This is a genomic window from Occallatibacter savannae (assembly GCF_003131205.1).
Lineage (GTDB): Bacteria > Acidobacteriota > Terriglobia > Terriglobales > Acidobacteriaceae > Telmatobacter > Telmatobacter savannae.
On sequence record NZ_QFFY01000001.1, the window covers coordinates 1,440,615 to 1,456,605 of the forward strand.

Sequence of the window (15,991 nt, forward strand, 5' to 3'; positions counted from 1 at the left end):
AACCCAACTGAGGAAGGAACAGGGTCACCATGCAGCAACAGAATATTCCCATCGGCAGTCTAGTGGACATGTACAAACGGGGTGAATTGCGGTTGCCGGAAATCCAACGCCACTATGTCTGGCAAGCGACACGGGTCCGTGACCTCCTCGATTCACTCTATCGTTGCTATCCGAGCGGTTCGATTCTGATGTGGGAAACTGACGAGCCGGTGCCGACCCGCGATTTCGCAATAGCACAGGATTCGACAGCGTTCGCAGGGCGCAAACTTCTGCTCGATGGTCAGCAGCGTCTGACATCTTTGACAGCGGTGATCAGCGGGGAGAATGTGTCGGTGCGAGGCCGCAAACGTCCGATCGCCATTCTTTTCAATTTAGAGCACCCAGAAGGCCCGCCGAGCGAGGCACAAGAAGTTGAAGGAGATGAAGAGACACTCACTCTCTCCGATGATGAGTTCGCCGATGAAACCGGGACGGATAGCGAAGGCGAAGAACAGGGTCTACAGGAAAAGTTGAATCGTCGCACTTTCGTCGTCGCCAGCAAGGCTCTTGAAGCACTTCCCAATTGGGTTTCGGTGAGTGAAGTATTCCGAACGTCGAACGATTTCGAACTCCTCAAGAAAGCTGGCATTAAGTCGTTCGATGACCCACGGGCCCAGAAATACTCTGAGCGGTTGAAGAGACTTCGAGCAATCAAAGACTATCTCTACGTTGTGCATGTTCTGGAGCGCAAAATGACCTACGAAGAGGTGACGGAAATCTTCGTACGAGTCAACTCGCTTGGAGCCAAGTTGAAGTCCTCCGACCTCGCTTTGGCACAGATGACATCTCGTTGGCCCAACCTTCTTAAGGAACTCGAAGCTTTTCAAGATGAGTGCGAACAAAGTTGGTTCACAATCGAACTTGGTCAGCTCGTCCGTGCCATTGTGGTGTTTGCAACGAAACAATGCTTATTTCGTGCGGTCGCAACCACTCCCGTGGAGAAGCTGAAGAGTGGGTGGGAGCAAGCGAAGGAAGGACTTCGGTTTGCTGTCAACTTTCTGAGAGCCAATGCGGGGATTGAGGACGAGAGCTTGTTGTCCTCGCCCATGTTCATTCATGTTCTCGCTGCAATCAGTCGGGTGAAGGACAACAAGCTCTCTGCCCCTGAGCAGCGCAGGCTGTTGAACTGGCTCTTGGTTGCGAATGCCAGAGGCCGATATTCACGTGGCTCGACCGAAACACTTTTAAACGAGGATTTGGGCATCGTATTTCGGGGTGAGAATCTGGCTGCTTTAATGGAACCGCTGAAGCGGCAATTCGGTCGGCTCCACATTGAAGCGGGCGACCTCGCTGGTCGTGGCGTCAACAGTCCATTACTCTCGCTGGCTTACCTAGCACTCAAGGCTGGAGGGGCCAAAGACTGGTACAGCGGACTAGGATTGTCCCTGACGCATCAAGGGAAACTGCATTTCATTCAATGGCACCACATTATCCCTAAATCTCTTCTCAAGGAAAAGGGATTTGAAACCGGAGAAATCAATGAAATCTCAAACATGGCATTCATCACAGGACAGACGAACCGCCGTATAAGCAATAAAGAAGCCAACGAGTATCTGGCGTCAATTGTTGCGAAACAGGGAAAAGCGGCATTAGATAGCCAGTGCGTGCCGAGTGACCCTACCCTTTGGCACACAGAAAAGTATCGAGACTTCTTGCAATTCCGACGCAAAGCATTAGCAGAGCGAATGAACAACTTTATTCAGGAAAAAGCGGGACTGAAACCACAGTCTGGTGAAGTTCCCGACATGACGGCAAGCAAAGAGGAGAGTGATGCCCCATTCGCTGAACCAGCCGTTATCAACTGACTTCGATGATGCGTTACGCTTGGCCTCCGTTCTTCATCGCGAACAGGCGCGAAAGGGCACACAGGTTCCCTATATTGCACATATCCTTGGGGTGACGGCTCTCGTTCTCGAATACGGTGGAACGGAAACTCAGGCAATCGCCGCCCTCCTGCATGATGCGGTAGAGGACTGTGGCGGCAAGCCGACGCTGATACAAATCGAGGCTCAGTTTGGAAATGATGTCGCGGGTATCGTAGAGTCCTGTTCCGATTCGTTTGAAGTAGGCCCGAAGCTTGGCTGGAGAGAGCGAAAGCAAGCGCATCTTGAACATCTGAGGCGGTGTGATGAGACCGTTTTGCTGGTCACCGCAGCGGACAAGCTCCACAATCTTTCCGCTATCGAGCGAGACCTCCGGGACAAGGGGCCAGAAATCTGGAAGAGGTTCAATGCTGAACCTTCCGACCAGTTCTGGTACTACGATTCAGTGCTAGAAATTCTGGAATCTCGTCTGGGCAACTCCATCGTTCAGAGCCTGAAGGACACGTTGGAACGAGTTCGCATTACGTGCCCCTACGCGAGAGTTGCTAGGAAGCAAGACCACTTGAACGTGCCGATGCCCAACGCTCGACGAAAGCTGCGTCTGAATGGGAGTTTTGATGCGTCCGAATTTGCTCTCGTAAAGAAGGGCTTCATTCCAGAGTCAATGGATGATAGATGGTTTATCTTTTTCGACCCGGACGCCAGCCAACTTCAAATACACAGGAGTTGGACGGGCTACTGCATTTATCTACTCAAATTCAGAAGGGAAGGAAGTAGGCACGAAGTCTCTCAAGCGTGGGTCAACCGCGATCCCGAGCAATACACCGAGGACGACCCCGAACACGATGCTGCGGTAGCCATTTACCTGATTGATGTCCTGCTCCTTGGGAAGGACCGTGGGTTTCCAAGCAGCTAACCATCACGCCCCAATCTTCAGAGCCTTTCGCGAAGTGCCAGCCTGAAGGCAGGAGTGAAAAGGTCCTTGGCTATAGCGTCCCTGAGTAGAGCGATGAGGTCATTTTCGGTGAGGTCTAGCGGGCAGCGGCACCACACAACGATTCATGGAGCCACGTCAACGAGAATCAGATTGATGTTTTCTAGGTCTTTGAATATATTCCCGCCGTTATGACCGGTCATGAAGCGCATGTTCTCCTCATTGCTCTTGCCGTAGTCATCCCAAAAGTCGTCACTCGCGAAAACAGCGTGATAGCCATTTGCGTGCATATAGCTTACCGACCCGCCCATGCGAATTTTCCTGTAGGCGAGTCCCAGCAAATCTGGGGTTGCAAAGACGTTATAACCTCCGTTTAGCATTCCAACGCCCCCTTTGATATCGCCACCAAGATCGTTATCTTTGTCATCCGCAACGCGTTTGGCCAAAACCGCGAAAATGAAGTTTGCCCTTCTCAATATCTCTGGATCACCCCCCGGCTTGCCGTCTACGAGAGGTTGAATAAACCCACTGTGCGCAGCCGCATAGTCCGACTCGTCATCGGATAAGGTCAAGTTCTCGCCATTTCGAAGCGTCAGCTTGTATAAGCCGTTGTCATGAACCTCTGATTTGAAAATGTTCGATGGGCCGAATGTTGCCATCGCAGCCTTTATTACGGCGATTGAGGCACAATTTCCGTGATCCTCATCGCTATCCTCGTCGCCGGGGGCCTGTCTGAAAGCTTCGATGATTTCGAGCGAATAATGGGATGAGGGGGAGAAAATCAGAGGGGATTTTTGGGATAGAGTGGACGAATGAGGCAAAACGAGTGAAAGCGCAAGGACCCAGAATCTCATGTTGAGGACATATCTCCTTAGAGGTAGTAGCGCCATCATAGCTTTGACCGTCAGCGGCAGTAAATCTAAAACTTTCGAAAGAATCGCACGGCCATTTAGGAAATAAGCTATAGCTGCTATCAATCGGCGATGCCGAACATGTGCCTACCCGACTCATCAACTTATAAGTAAACTTTTGTGTAGACAGAATTATCAAAACAGGGCAGGATGGGTATCAATCGCGCAAGCTACCTCGTTTGTTCCCCGGAGCCCGCTCTTGTCTCGTTGCCGATTTGCTGTTTTGTGCTCACTAGGCATGTTGCTCATCACAGGTTGTTTCCATAAGCTCACCGCCACAACGGCGGCATTACCTTACGCGCCACTCTCCTTGAGATATTGTGACAAGACGTACAAGGCTCCACTTGATCGGAACAATCACGCAAAACTAGGACCCGACGGGCAGGTACTTGCAGACTTCGACAACATGGCAAAGATCGATCAGGCGACTGACGCAAATGCGAAGAAGGAGTTGCGGGACAGAATCATCTTTGACACCGAGCGTGACATTATCGCGAGTCATGGAAGCTACGTGGCCAACGCCTCTCGTCATCGAGCATATTTTCAGGTAGGAGCAGACGTCATCGTCCTTGCCTTGACGGCAACGACATCCGTAGCTGGTGATGCCGCCATCAAGGCAGCGTTGGGTGCTGCTGCAACCGGAGTCACCGGAGTTAAGACGACATTCATGAACGACTTCGATGGCGGCCTAACTAGAGCAAATCTCCTGAAGGGAATGATGGACAATAATCAAGCCAATCAGGACATGCTCGAGTCAAAGACGACCTTGACGTACGAGGAGTATGGTCTTCCTAAAGCGTGCAAGGATTTGGAGACATTCTATTTGGGTGGAACCGAGGAGAACGCGTTTGCCAAGGTGAAGCCTGAAGAGAAGGCTCCAGCAACCCCTCCACCAGCAACTACCACGCCTGCAACAACAGCGCCTGCAACACCACCTCCTGCAACAACAGCTGCCCCATAAATGGAATGAAGCGATTTGCAAGTGCCGACGCCGGATATCTTGAATCAGGCTGCTCCTATCGATTGGCGAGACGCAAAGATCCCGGTTTCTCGTTCTCTATCCACCAAGGGCGGGGCCCATATCATGCTCACCAAAGCTGCTTACTAAGCATTGCCCAAAGTCGCTGGCTCGTTGTGGTGGGTAGCGGAATGTTTCTTTTGACCTTCGTGGTTAAGACGAACTCGCGGAAGCCTGAAGGGCGCGGCGGAATCAATAAAGAATTGAGCCGAAGGCGAATCTGTTCGAAGATCATAATGACATTCAGATGCTGGAACGAGAGACGCAGCATCAGAGACAGCAAACAAGCTATTTTCAGAATGCAATGAGTCAATCGTGAAGCTTCAGGCGAAAGCTTTAGAAGCCGGGCGAAACTGAGCTCAAGAGAGATGGAAGATGGTTCCAACTTGCGACGTGGGCGAGTTGGGCACTATTCGGGATAGGCTGGTCGATTGGGCTATTTGGTCATCTAGCTGGTCAAAAAGCCTCCCGACTTCCTAACCTCAGAACCAGCCAGTCTGACATTCTCGTCCGAGAACTGCCTGTATAGGCCATAATCGGAGTTCAGGGAGAAGGCCCACATTTGGTTTTTTGAACCGCAGAATTAGCCCACCCCAACGAAGAGGGCAAAATTTCACCAAACGAGAAAAGGTCCATGCGCGTGATCAAAAGGCACTCGAAGAAATCGAAGAGGCGTTACGGCACTACGAGCGGGAAATCCATGCCTTGGACATGACGCCCTCGACAAAGAAGACGTACCTCCTGCACTCGACCAATTTCGTCCGGTGGCTCAAGGGGCGACTTCGAGCCGGGCGCCCGCAATCGTTGATACTTAGGGGACGCTGCTAGTCTATGACAACTCTCCGGCCCACTGCGAGCTCTGTGTGTCTGTGCTCAATGGCCTGACTCGCAAGCTCAGCACTGTTGTGAGCGTTTCTCTGCTCGAACTGTAGGTCAGATTCTTTCAATAGCTCAGTAGACTCTCGGTATATTCTTGGTCTATCAGTTCAGTCACCTTACTTGGGAGTAATCCACTTGGGGGTAGGATGAGCCCTGTGAAGATGAAGAGTCGGACGATGACGACATCGACCATCCTCCGAATTAAAGTGAAGGGCGGGTGGTCCGTTCCTGAATTTGTCTCGGTGTTGGACCGTCTCCAAAAGAGCTACTCGCCGATGGACGGCTTGAGTACCGCGTTTGAGCCCTTCACTGCGGCGGAGCTCGTCAGGGTTTCGCCTTCCACGGGTAGAGGCCTGCAGAGTAGTATCCGTGAAGCTGTCTGCAAAGTTTCGGGTGCTGACGAGAATAAGCTGTTGCTCCTATCCGGGCTGAGCACTCCTTTGATGATTCAGAGAATTCAGATGGCTTCTCCGGGAGTTTGGGAGATTTTGGGCAATTTGAATCCATTGAAGGTCATCGCTGATTTCATTACCTCGTGGAGAGCCGAGAACACCAAACGGCAAGAACTGAGTCGAACTGCCGTGTTGAGGCGAGAAGAGATGATGGCCGGGCTTCTACACGACGTAATCGAGCTAGTTCCGTTGGAAGCTAGAGCACTACACGCAGAGAGAATCATTTCTACATCGACAGCAATCTGCGACACAATCATCTCCAACCTTGAGATTGTGGCGAGAACTTCAAAGATTGAAAGTCTTCAACTCCTCTTAGAAAACGATAGACAAGCGGAGTAATGCCCCTGTTTCCTATTCAGCGGTCGTAAGAACGGCGCAGGTGACGTGCAGTACGTCACTTGCGGAGGAGTGGTCAACAATCCGGAAGCTTGTCAGGAATTGACCTCCGGGACGTTATGGCTGAGCAAGGCACGATTCTAGATAAGCGCGTGATACGCTGCCGGCGGTAGCAATCTAGCCATCAGTTCCGCTCATCAGTTCTCAAGCGCGTTTCTGAGGTAATCTCCGGCGAGGCCACTTTCTGGTACCCTCGACGCGTGGATAGAACACTACCAACGTGCGACTACCGCACATCGACCGCCGCCGTCGTGAAGGAACTTCGAGATGTTGGCTTCTCGACCCTCTCAGGCCCTCTCGCGGTCGAACGCTTCAATACATTGAGAGATGCTTACGACGAAGCCATGGCCGCTGCTCACGAACCGCAATTCAAGATAGGTAGCACCACCACTCGCCTGTCAAACCTGCTCTGTTTCAACCCAATCTTCGACGAGGTCTTCCTGCATGAGCCGCTCCTCGAGGCGTGCTCGGAGTTCATGGACGGAGACTTCAAGCTGAGTTCATTCCTTGGAAGGACTCTCAGGGCGGGAACATGCGCACAGGCGCTACACGCTGATTTGCCACGAAGTTCGCAGGATTCTCCTCTCCTCGGTTTCATTCTCATGATTGACTCGTTCAGCGAGGCGAACGGGGTTGATTTCAGAAGCAGTCTACCGAGTCAGGTACAGGCACCCTCGAGTCCTCTTGCGCGGCAGGTTCTTGCCCTAGATGGTGACTGAGCCCAGTGTGGTCGTGTCTGAGAAGCCGCCCAGCGGTGTGGCTGTCATCGGGCTCTGGAACGTCATTGGCGGTCTCGGAGGCGCTACGAATATGTCGGGAAAGTGGTCAAAAAGGTCATCGACGACTTCCTAACCTTTGAACCAGCCAGTGAGCCATTCTCGACCGGAGGAGCGCCTCCATAGGGCAGATTCAACAGTTCGGGCCGAGGGCAATTCTTGCCGTTTTCTTCCCCCAAACTGAACCTGCTTGAATCAGAGGTCGTCAATTCTCAACTTCGATGGCGGGCTACTGGGCATTCAGGGATTCCCTCTGGGAGAAGCATTTCGTCGTCCGTACCGGGCGGGTTACATCGGGTCCGAATAACCTCCCGGCTCGAACGGTTTGCACGAGGCGCGAGCAGTAGATGAGTATGGGCGCGAATCATCCGCCTACAGAACAGCATCGCCCGCACCCTCCTCGCGAAGTTCATGATTCACCGGTCGTACTGAGCCATCTGGCTGCATTTCGATGATGGCCGGGGCTGCGCCGACCGTTTCTTGCGGAGACGGTATTGCAAGTCGAACCGAGTCGAGAGTGTCGTCGTACTCAACGGCGAGGCCAAGACGGTCTGCGAGGACGCGTAAGTAGGTCATCTTTGATTTGGACGATTTAAGAAGATTCTCAAGCCGGTCGGCGCTACGATGTGCCGCCTGACAAAGGTTTCCTTCCAGAGGCTCTCTCTCTTTACGGTGACTCAATTCATGTCCAAGGTTGAAGAACTCCGCGTGCTCCAAGCACAATCTGTCAGCGAGAGAGCGTGGAATCCGCTCCTGCTGAAGCCACTTACTCCAGCCTCCGTTTCGCCCTAGCCGCGACAACCTCTTCTTCATCTGGAACAAAAGGCCGGAGAGCACTCCATCCAACTTCGCAAGCTCGGCTTCCTGAGCCGCCATCTCGCGGCGGAGTGACCTACGTCTGGAAAACTGAGATAAGATTTCCCCGGCCAGAAAGCTTGGGTTCTGGGGAGAGTAGAAGCTGCATTGCGAATGAATATTAGACCAGTAGGATTTGAGCATTTCCTTGTTCATAGAGATTGAACCTCGAATCTAAGTTGCGCGGGGTCGGGCAAGAACGCCCTCTACACAGAATTTCGTAGTTGTTTTGTTTCTGCCTTGGTGATTTCGCGATGGAGGTCGGAGACGAGGCGTTCAAACGAGTCTCGCTGAGTGTGCTGCTACCGATATGCTGAGGCCGAAACCCCATAACCGGCGGGATGAGTCTGATGCGGCTTAGTAAGCGATGGGGAAAATGGGGAATAATCTCTTTGCATTTCGATTTAGGCGGAGAAACCAGCGAGATATGAAGTTTTACACTATCTCGTTCCCCATTATCCCCATCTCTATTTCTTTTTCCGGTAAAGAACAATGAAAAGAGCAACTTACATTCCCGATTAGATGGGGAAAAACTTGGGGATTTTAGCGGGGATGGGGATTCCCCATCCACCGGAAAATGCCCCGTTTCGGAGCTATTCGAATCGAAAAGCAGTGGAAGCGATTTCCCCATCCCCGCTCATTTCCCCACGCAAAGCAAAAGGGTCAGGCTCACGCCTAACCCTGTCTGCCCTCCTGTCGGATGCGCTCACTTCTTGTTCCAGTCACGAAGCCGAACCTTGCTGATGTCTTTCTCTGCTTTCTTCCTGCCTTCTTCGTCCTCGACAATGTGTACCCTCGGTATGAGCGTCTCCGATGTGATGAGGTTCTCGACGGTCGTGTTCACAACACGCGGACCGAACCTCTCGATCCACTTGCGGTCGTGAGCCAGCCTACGCCACCCGATGTACTTTTGCTCACCGCCTTTCTGCCGCAAAGCGCCGATCAGGGCCTCGGCAAACTGGGCTTCCAGACTGTACTCGGCTGCAACACCTATCCGGAAGACTTCGCGAAGCCGTCCCTGCCAATTCACAAATTCAATTGCTGCCTTCATACACGAGTCTCCTACTTCCCTGTCGCCGTTCGCTGATGCGGTGAGCAAGGCCACCTTGCGTGCGATGTACTTCAGACGGCCTTCCTCTTCTTCGTCGCTGGCTTTCCAAGAGTTGAGCATCTGAATGCATTCATCCGGAAGCTTGACTGTGTTGGGATGCTGAAACGCCATCGCATCGAAGTTCCCAGCTTCGTCGTTGCTCCAGAGACTTGGCGCTGACCAACTCTGGTAATTGAACTTGACATCGCTGAAACCAAGGATCGTGCGAGACAAGAGTCCGCGCCCTGTCTCTCGCCCGAAATACTCTCCAAACTCCTCCGGATGGTCACGCCGAATCGGAAGCCCGCCCAACCAACTTAGACGGCAGTCACACGGCTGTTCTCCGTTCCGGTCAACAGCGGCGTAGATGTTCTCATCCCAAAGTTCACAGAAGGTCGCACCTAGCGAACTGTTCTTTATATTGGCCTTCTTGAGAACATTAGCGGCTTCGTTCGTGACAAGCAGGAGCTTTCGCGGCCCACGAGTAATTTCCTTCTGTCCGCCCCGCTTCTTCTCGATGCGATGCCCCACCAACGTCATCAGCCCACGGTCGGATACCGGTGCAGCCTTGCGGTAGTCTTCCTTGGGAATATCCACCATCGCCAGAGCACGCTTGATGGCGACATTCTTTCCGCCTCCCGGAGGAGCTAGCAGGATCGTATACGCGTTGATGCGGGTCTCTGACATCTCATCGGACTGCGGGATCACGGAATAGGCTCCGAGAACAGCCGGATAAGCCAGCCCGAGAGGCATCTTCATTGCAGTAGCCATTTCACCAAGCTTGCCGTACATCGCACCGACGGGAAATGCGAGCGGGTCAGACTGCTCGCCTCCCGCAGTCAGCAGAGGTTCGGATGCCTTCGTGTCACCCTGAACAAAAGAGTCGCTATCAATTGATGCGGGCTCATCCGCTTCAGGCTGCGAGGGGAGGTGAGACTGGATATCCTCCGTCGTATCGGTAGCATCACCTTCTTCGTCTTGGATATCAACATCATCGACGCCTTCGAAGATGGAATCGTCCTCTTCCCAGATTTGCTCTGGGTAAGGCCTTCCGGCGAGCATCGTCACCTTGCGGAGAATGTCGCCAATGCCAACGCCGCAACAGTCGTCGGAGAAGCAACTAAACCCAAAGGTTCTCCCGAGGATGAACTCCGTCTTTCTTCGGTTACCTGAGTGCTTGCGCTCTGACCAAAAGCACCCATCCATCACATAGTGTCGTCCACGCCTATCTTCGTGATCAGCATCAGAATCACGACCGAAGAACTCAGCATACTCGGGCGGAAGATTGTCTTCGCACCACTCGAAGAAATCTTCGGGCTCGAAGTCCGGATGGATAGGCGAATTTTCCTTCCTACATGAGCGCGTACTGATTTTGCCCTCAGGTGCTTGGCTAGCTAGCCCCTGAAGCGTTTCCAGCGAGACAATCTCCACGTTGAACGGAATGTCTAGCACCCGAGAACGACGCCACGGGCGCTCTGCTGTGTCCTCGCCTTTCCGAACCGTCGTACCCCAGAGCTTGATGATCTGCTCCGGCTCTGCAAGGGACACGTCAATTTCAGCGTGCTCGGAGTTGAATTTATGGGCGAGAGCACGAAGACAGGACTGGAGCAAGTGGAAATGCTCGTCAGTGTTACTCAGGTCAATTCTCCAGACAAGATGCCAACCATTGCCCGAGTCACACAATATGGGCTCTGGCCATCCGGCACTCTGAAGGTAAGCACGCACCGCTATCGTCGTCTCACGGGACAACACCTTCTCTTCCTCACTAGCGTTGCTTGTGCTCTTATTTGGACGGCAGGTGTCCACATCCACGACAAACCAACGATACTTGAGGATGTGGTGGCGCTGAACGCCCTTCCCTTTCGTAATGTCGGTCAGAGTGGTTGGGTCTAATACCTGCAACTGCACGAAAATCGCCTTGATGTCCGTGTCATCGTCGTTCTTGGCTATGACCTCGGCAATTTCCGTCTTTCTCTTTGAGAAAAGGCTCGTCATGCGATTGTTGTCGAACAGCACGCGTATGTTGACCTTTTCGCCCTCTTCGTAGAGAAACAGTGCTTGCTTCACAAGCTCACGAACGCTGTCGGTGGGCGAGATGTAATTGGTAGGGGGTGTAACGGAGGGTTCATTCTCCGAGGTTGAAAGCTGATGATCCATTTGCGCTCCGAGATGTAGATTTCGCATCGGAGCCCGGAAACGCAGGTCAGTATCGTTCTATTAAGTAGAAGTCGATTGGCGGTACGGTTTCCAAGCGGTCCGTCCCTTGTTGGCCGGAAGAGTTTCGGACGGGGGTCGTTGTAGCGACCCCCTTGTGGAAACCCTACAGAGGCTGCGGGGAGACAGTAGCGAACTGTCTACCTCTAATACTGAGAATTTCCAAATTTGCTGATTATTTTCACGGCTAATCGCACGTGCTCATCTGTGAAGGATCGGTATCTCAATCCGCGCCAGTAGCAGTACTGGGGTGGCAGTCAACCTTGCTCATAAACTCGGGACAAATTGTCCCGAGTTCCCGCTTGGGGTAAGGCAAGCTGGGCAGCTTAATCGCAGCCCGCAGTATTCGCTTTACGGTTCTGTTTCCGCTTACCAGCAGATAGCGATGCTTAGGCACCGACCGGACGAAGTGCGCCCCTTGCTGTAGCAACAACAGCCGTTGTGAATTCCGGCTACGTATGTATGCCAGCCCTCCTCTTCGACGGTCTCGGGTGAGCCCACTGAGTTGGCGGGTGTCGTGGAGCTTTCCATCCGGGCTTCGATACTGTTCCGTGGCGCTGGTCGTACCTGTGTAGATGGCATTGACGGACTGGTAAATTGTGCCAATCTCGCCAGCCTGTGGATCACTGTATGCGACGACGATATTCTTCCCATGCTGATCAGCTATCAGCTTGCAGGCGCGAGAAATCAGAAAGGACGCAGCCCTGCCTGTGTGAGTTCTTCCTCCGGAGTCCACAGGGTGATCAGCCCACGGCAGGCAGCATCCTCGGACCAGGGTGCAGACTCTGTCCGCGTACTCCGGACCTGCGATGGCCGCCGCAGCACGATTCCCTGCCGTGGTGCCGAACACTTCCACTCCTGCCAAATACGGGCCGATAAACAACCCGAAGCACCAACGTGCGGAACCCATCGTTCCCAGCCATTCATACTGGAGCACCAGCGGCTTGGCTTCGGCGTAGGTAATCTGCCGTACTTCTACGGTGGCGCGGCAAAATTTCCGCGCGAGTTCCTTCTTCTGCTCCTCTTCGGGCTCGGGCAATGCCATCTCTCGAATGGTTCGTTGCCAGCATTTCATGCCGCCTGCTCCTGCTGTTGTCCCCGAACCGCACGAAGGATTCTGCGCCAAGGCTCGCTCCGCATCCGGAGCGAGGCCCTCTGCTGATCCGACAGGGGCCTTTCCGATGAATAGGCGATCTCTTCTAGGGCGAAAATATACCGCTCGCCTGTCTCTACCGTCAGAATCATCTCGGGGTCACAACTCCGGCGATCCTCAAGTTGTCGGAGCAAAGCGTCCGCATCCATTGCAACCCTATTCCATTCTTTGAGGTAGGCCTCGATTGAATGCCCCGCATTGTGTGCGGCGAATGCATCACGGGCAACGGCTATGGCTTGCAATGCTTGACGGGTCTGCCTTGCCGTCAGCTTGAGAGGCTGAGGCTTGGGCTGATCTCTCTGGATTGGATGTGGTGCCGCCTTCGACCGATACTCGTTGATCATGCGGGTGATCTTCTTTGTGGATACTCCGTATTTCTCCGCATAACCGGAAAGGAATTTGCTCCACTTCGGGAGTCCGGCGGAAGCGAGAACGCTCTTCCGCACTGCACCCCGTTGGGACGACAGCATCTGTAGCGCGGATAGGTACGGTATATTCCTGTCTAGTGCATTGAGAATTGGCTTGCTTTCTTTCTCGATAGCCGTGATCAGACGCGCATGTTCCTTCCGCGTCTCAGCCACGTCCATCCGGTGATAAGCCTCATCCAATTCTATAAGTCGTGCAGTCGCCGCCCTTGCTTTGTAACCGCTCATGCTTGCCCCACCAATTCGTGCCTCACGCCTCGAGAGCAAATGCCGCGCTTGCGATGCGACTACGTGCGCCTCGGACTGAATGCACCTTAGCACCTCTTTTTGGAAACGGTACTTGAGTAGTTATGTGTAAGTGGAAGAGTACTCTTGTATAGCTTGATGCAATACCCGCGCTATTATTGAGGACGACTACTCTAGCGTACTTCAGTCAACTACACGACTTGTACTCTAAATACTTCTTGACACGGTTTGCGGAGACTGGTGGAAACCGACCTCAGGACGATTGCTAACGTCTTCAGCATCGCGGCAGCGAGATTCCTCTCCTCTCACCTCCGTGCAAATTCACTTATCGCCGACGACGATTTGCGCTTGCATGTTATCGCCAGCACGTGTATGTTGGGAGTAACTAAGCCTCGGCCAATGGCCGGGGATTTCTTATTTATGGGCTCTGTATATGGAGGACACCCTAACATAGCTCAGATTTACGGAAATAATTTACAGCCACTTATCGGGGCTTATAACCGACGGCGGCTAAAGGAGATGACAACATGTACGGCTCATCAATCGGCTGGACTGATCACACGTTCAATCCTTGGATTGGTTGCTCCCACGTGTCTGAAGGATGCGAGAACTGTTTCGCGGAGACGGACAATAAACGCTACCGCTGGAACGGCGGCAAGTGGGGACCGGGAGCACTTCGCAAACTCACTTCAGAGGAATACTGGAAACAACCCCTAAGATGGAACAAGGCCGCTGCAACAGCGGCCAGACGTCCTAGAGTGTTTTGCGCCTCTCTTGCCGATGTCTTCGATCCCGAAGCACCGGTCGGCGCTCGTGAGCGTCTCTGGAACTTGATTCTAGAGACTCCCAATCTCGACTGGCTTCTGCTGACCAAACGCCCGCAGAATTTCACGACTATGCTGCCGAATCGCTGGGCCGCTTATCAGAATGTTTGGCTCGGGGTCACCTGCGAGAACCGGAAGAACGGATTTCCGCGTGTCGACATTCTCCGCAGAACACCCGCTGTGATCAGATTCCTCTCTTGCGAGCCACTGCTGGAAGACCTGAGCGGCATTAATCTGCAAGGAATCGATTGGATCATTTGCGGCGGCGAGAGCGGCCACCACGCCAGAGAATTTCGCTATGAGTGGGCGCGTAATCTCCGTGAGACTTGCGTTGGGAAAAACTTCTTCATGAAGCAGCTTGGCAGCTTTGTTCCTATCAATTTGCTCAAGGGGGAGAAGAGAGACCCGCATGGAACAGACGTGAGCCATTTCCCTGTCGATTTGCAGGTGCAGACGTGGCCCCGCTGATCTCGAGAATGGCCGATGGCCAAGATTATGGAAAAGTGTGAACAGCGGCGAAGACCGCGACCAGCAGTGTGGCTGAGGAGACCGGAAAAGCGAAGACGATGAGTGATAGACGAACACCACTACAGCCCGAAAGACCTAGCTACTAAATGGGGTCTCTCGTCCAGATTTGTGCGAGATTTATTTAAAGGTGAGCCGGGGGTATTGATCATCGACCGGCCAGAGAAGAGGTACAAGCGTGCATACAGCACCATGAGAATTCCCTCGTCAGTTGCGGAAAGGGTGTATGCGGGGCTTCTCTCGCGAACTAAGCGCTGAATGTCATGCCCATCTTCTTCATGAGTTGCTGCTCCTCTGCCTGAAGCATTTCATCACGACGCGGAATCCAGCGAGTGTAATGACGCTCCGTCGTGACCACTGAAGTGTGAGTGAGCAACCGGGAAACGTTCTCCAAGGACATCCCGTTCAGGAGAAGCTCAGCGGCGTAGGTGTCCCTCAAGCAATGCGAATGAAAGCTAAACTCTTCACCCTCGTCATTGACGAATCGCGCATCCATCATCCCGATGAACTTCCCCCAACGGCTACTCAGGTGTTTCTGCTGGACGTTGTTTCCCCAGAAGAAGTGTGTGGGGCGGAACTTTGCACGACCCGGGGAGAGAGCCCTGAGAGCCTCTACAACTACTTCCGGAAGTCTCCGCTCAACCTTGGCTCCATTTTTCTGAGTCCTAAGCCGCAAAACGTTTCCCTTCACACCTGCCCGGGGCAACATCAAACCATCGATGATTCTCAATCCTGTCCATCTCTGGACGAGGAACAGAGCCCGGAGTTCATTCGCGTACTCCGCTACTTCTCCGTGTTGAGAAGCACAGAAAGGTTCAATCATGTTGAGAAGTTGCGTGAACTGCTCCGGACTCAGAGGCTGAGCTTCTTCATACTTCGGTCTGATTTTCTTCAAGCCTTGTGCGGGATCAGTGGGTATCAATTTAATCGAGTGTGCCCACTTGAAGAACGCTTTGATTCTCACCAGCAGAGTCGATTGAGACGAAGCATTGATGCGGTCGTCCTTATCACGCGCATATTCACCCCATTCACCACGCCACTCACTGAGAGCCGCCGCTGTGATCTGAGGTAACTGAGAGAAGTGGTTACGCTTCGCCCACCTCTCGACCTTTTTGGTGAAGTATCGGTAGCTATGTCGCGTACCTTCGCTGTGATCTTTGCCTGAGCGAAGCCACTGCTCAAGAGCCTTCTCAATCGAAATCTCTTCCGTTTCTGGCTTCTTCGCTTTCTGGAGAGGTTCGCCTTGTTCCAGTTGCTTCGCGATTTCTTCAGCCTTTCCCCAAGACCGCGTCTTCGCGGACATACGCTTGGCCTTCTTCGTTTCCGCGTCGTATCTGTAGAGCCACAGAGGGCAGCTACAGCCGTTCTTCTTCCCTCCCCGGCTCGTGCTGTCCGCTTTGTTCGGACAATCGGAGTTGTGCCTGACGTATA

At 53.2% G+C, this 15,991-nt stretch carries 11 protein-coding genes; 5 read left to right on the plus strand and 6 right to left on the minus strand.

What is annotated here, in order from left to right:
* Window positions 1-29 precede the first annotated feature (29 nt).
* Together DHV10_RS06335 and DHV10_RS06340 are read left to right on the plus strand one after the other, a co-directional pair.
* Window positions 30-1,844, plus strand: coding sequence for a GmrSD restriction endonuclease domain-containing protein (locus DHV10_RS06335; RefSeq protein WP_109485403.1), 1,815 nt, complete (start codon window positions 30-32; stop codon window positions 1,842-1,844).
* Window positions 1,810-2,778 (plus strand): HD domain-containing protein, encoded by a 969-nt coding sequence (locus DHV10_RS06340; RefSeq protein WP_109485404.1) that lies wholly within the window; start codon window positions 1,810-1,812, stop codon window positions 2,776-2,778. Before DHV10_RS06335 ends, DHV10_RS06340 begins: the two co-directional genes overlap by 35 nt.
* A gap of 143 nt (window positions 2,779-2,921) precedes the next feature.
* On the opposite strand, the gene DHV10_RS06345 is transcribed toward DHV10_RS06340, so the two are convergent.
* Window positions 2,922-3,650: a hypothetical protein gene (locus DHV10_RS06345; protein WP_162601247.1), complete on the minus strand. Its 729-nt coding sequence runs from the start codon at window positions 3,648-3,650 to the stop codon at window positions 2,922-2,924.
* Between the two features lie 463 nt (window positions 3,651-4,113).
* Between DHV10_RS06345 and DHV10_RS06350 the strand changes: the two genes are divergently transcribed.
* Both DHV10_RS06350 and DHV10_RS06360 read left to right on the plus strand, forming a co-directional pair.
* On the plus strand, window positions 4,114-4,668 hold the full coding sequence (locus tag DHV10_RS06350) for a hypothetical protein (protein ID WP_162601075.1): 555 nt from the start codon (window positions 4,114-4,116) through the stop codon (window positions 4,666-4,668).
* A gap of 1,112 nt (window positions 4,669-5,780) precedes the next feature.
* Window positions 5,781-6,395 carry a hypothetical protein gene (locus DHV10_RS06360; protein ID WP_109485408.1) on the plus strand — a complete coding sequence of 205 codons (615 nt, stop codon included), beginning with the start codon at window positions 5,781-5,783 and terminating at the stop codon, window positions 6,393-6,395.
* Window positions 6,396-7,600: 1,205 nt separating this feature from the next.
* Here the strand turns inward: DHV10_RS06360 and DHV10_RS06370 are convergent.
* From DHV10_RS06370 to DHV10_RS06385, 4 genes are all read right to left on the minus strand, one after another.
* Window positions 7,601-8,239: a hypothetical protein gene (locus DHV10_RS06370; RefSeq protein ID WP_109485410.1), complete on the minus strand. Its 639-nt coding sequence runs from the start codon at window positions 8,237-8,239 to the stop codon at window positions 7,601-7,603.
* A gap of 550 nt (window positions 8,240-8,789) precedes the next feature.
* A complete protein-coding gene (locus DHV10_RS06375) occupies window positions 8,790-11,330 on the minus strand; it encodes a hypothetical protein (protein ID WP_109485411.1) in 2,541 nt (846 codons plus the stop codon).
* A 280-nt stretch (window positions 11,331-11,610) separates the two neighbouring features.
* Window positions 11,611-12,462, minus strand: a complete 852-nt coding sequence (locus DHV10_RS06380) for a Mom family adenine methylcarbamoylation protein (RefSeq protein ID WP_109485412.1) — start codon at window positions 12,460-12,462, stop codon at window positions 11,611-11,613.
* Window positions 12,459-13,193: a hypothetical protein gene (locus DHV10_RS06385; RefSeq protein WP_109485413.1), complete on the minus strand. Its 735-nt coding sequence runs from the start codon at window positions 13,191-13,193 to the stop codon at window positions 12,459-12,461. Before DHV10_RS06385 ends, DHV10_RS06380 begins: the two co-directional genes overlap by 4 nt.
* A gap of 545 nt (window positions 13,194-13,738) precedes the next feature.
* Here DHV10_RS06385 and DHV10_RS06390 point away from each other — a divergent pair.
* A complete protein-coding gene (locus tag DHV10_RS06390; protein ID WP_109485414.1) occupies window positions 13,739-14,503 on the plus strand; it encodes a DUF5131 family protein in 765 nt (254 codons plus the stop codon).
* Between the two features lie 304 nt (window positions 14,504-14,807).
* On the opposite strand, the gene DHV10_RS06395 is transcribed toward DHV10_RS06390, so the two are convergent.
* Window positions 14,808-15,863 (minus strand): tyrosine-type recombinase/integrase, encoded by a 1,056-nt coding sequence (locus tag DHV10_RS06395; RefSeq protein WP_162601248.1) that lies wholly within the window; start codon window positions 15,861-15,863, stop codon window positions 14,808-14,810.
* Between the last annotated feature and the right edge of the window lie 128 nt (window positions 15,864-15,991).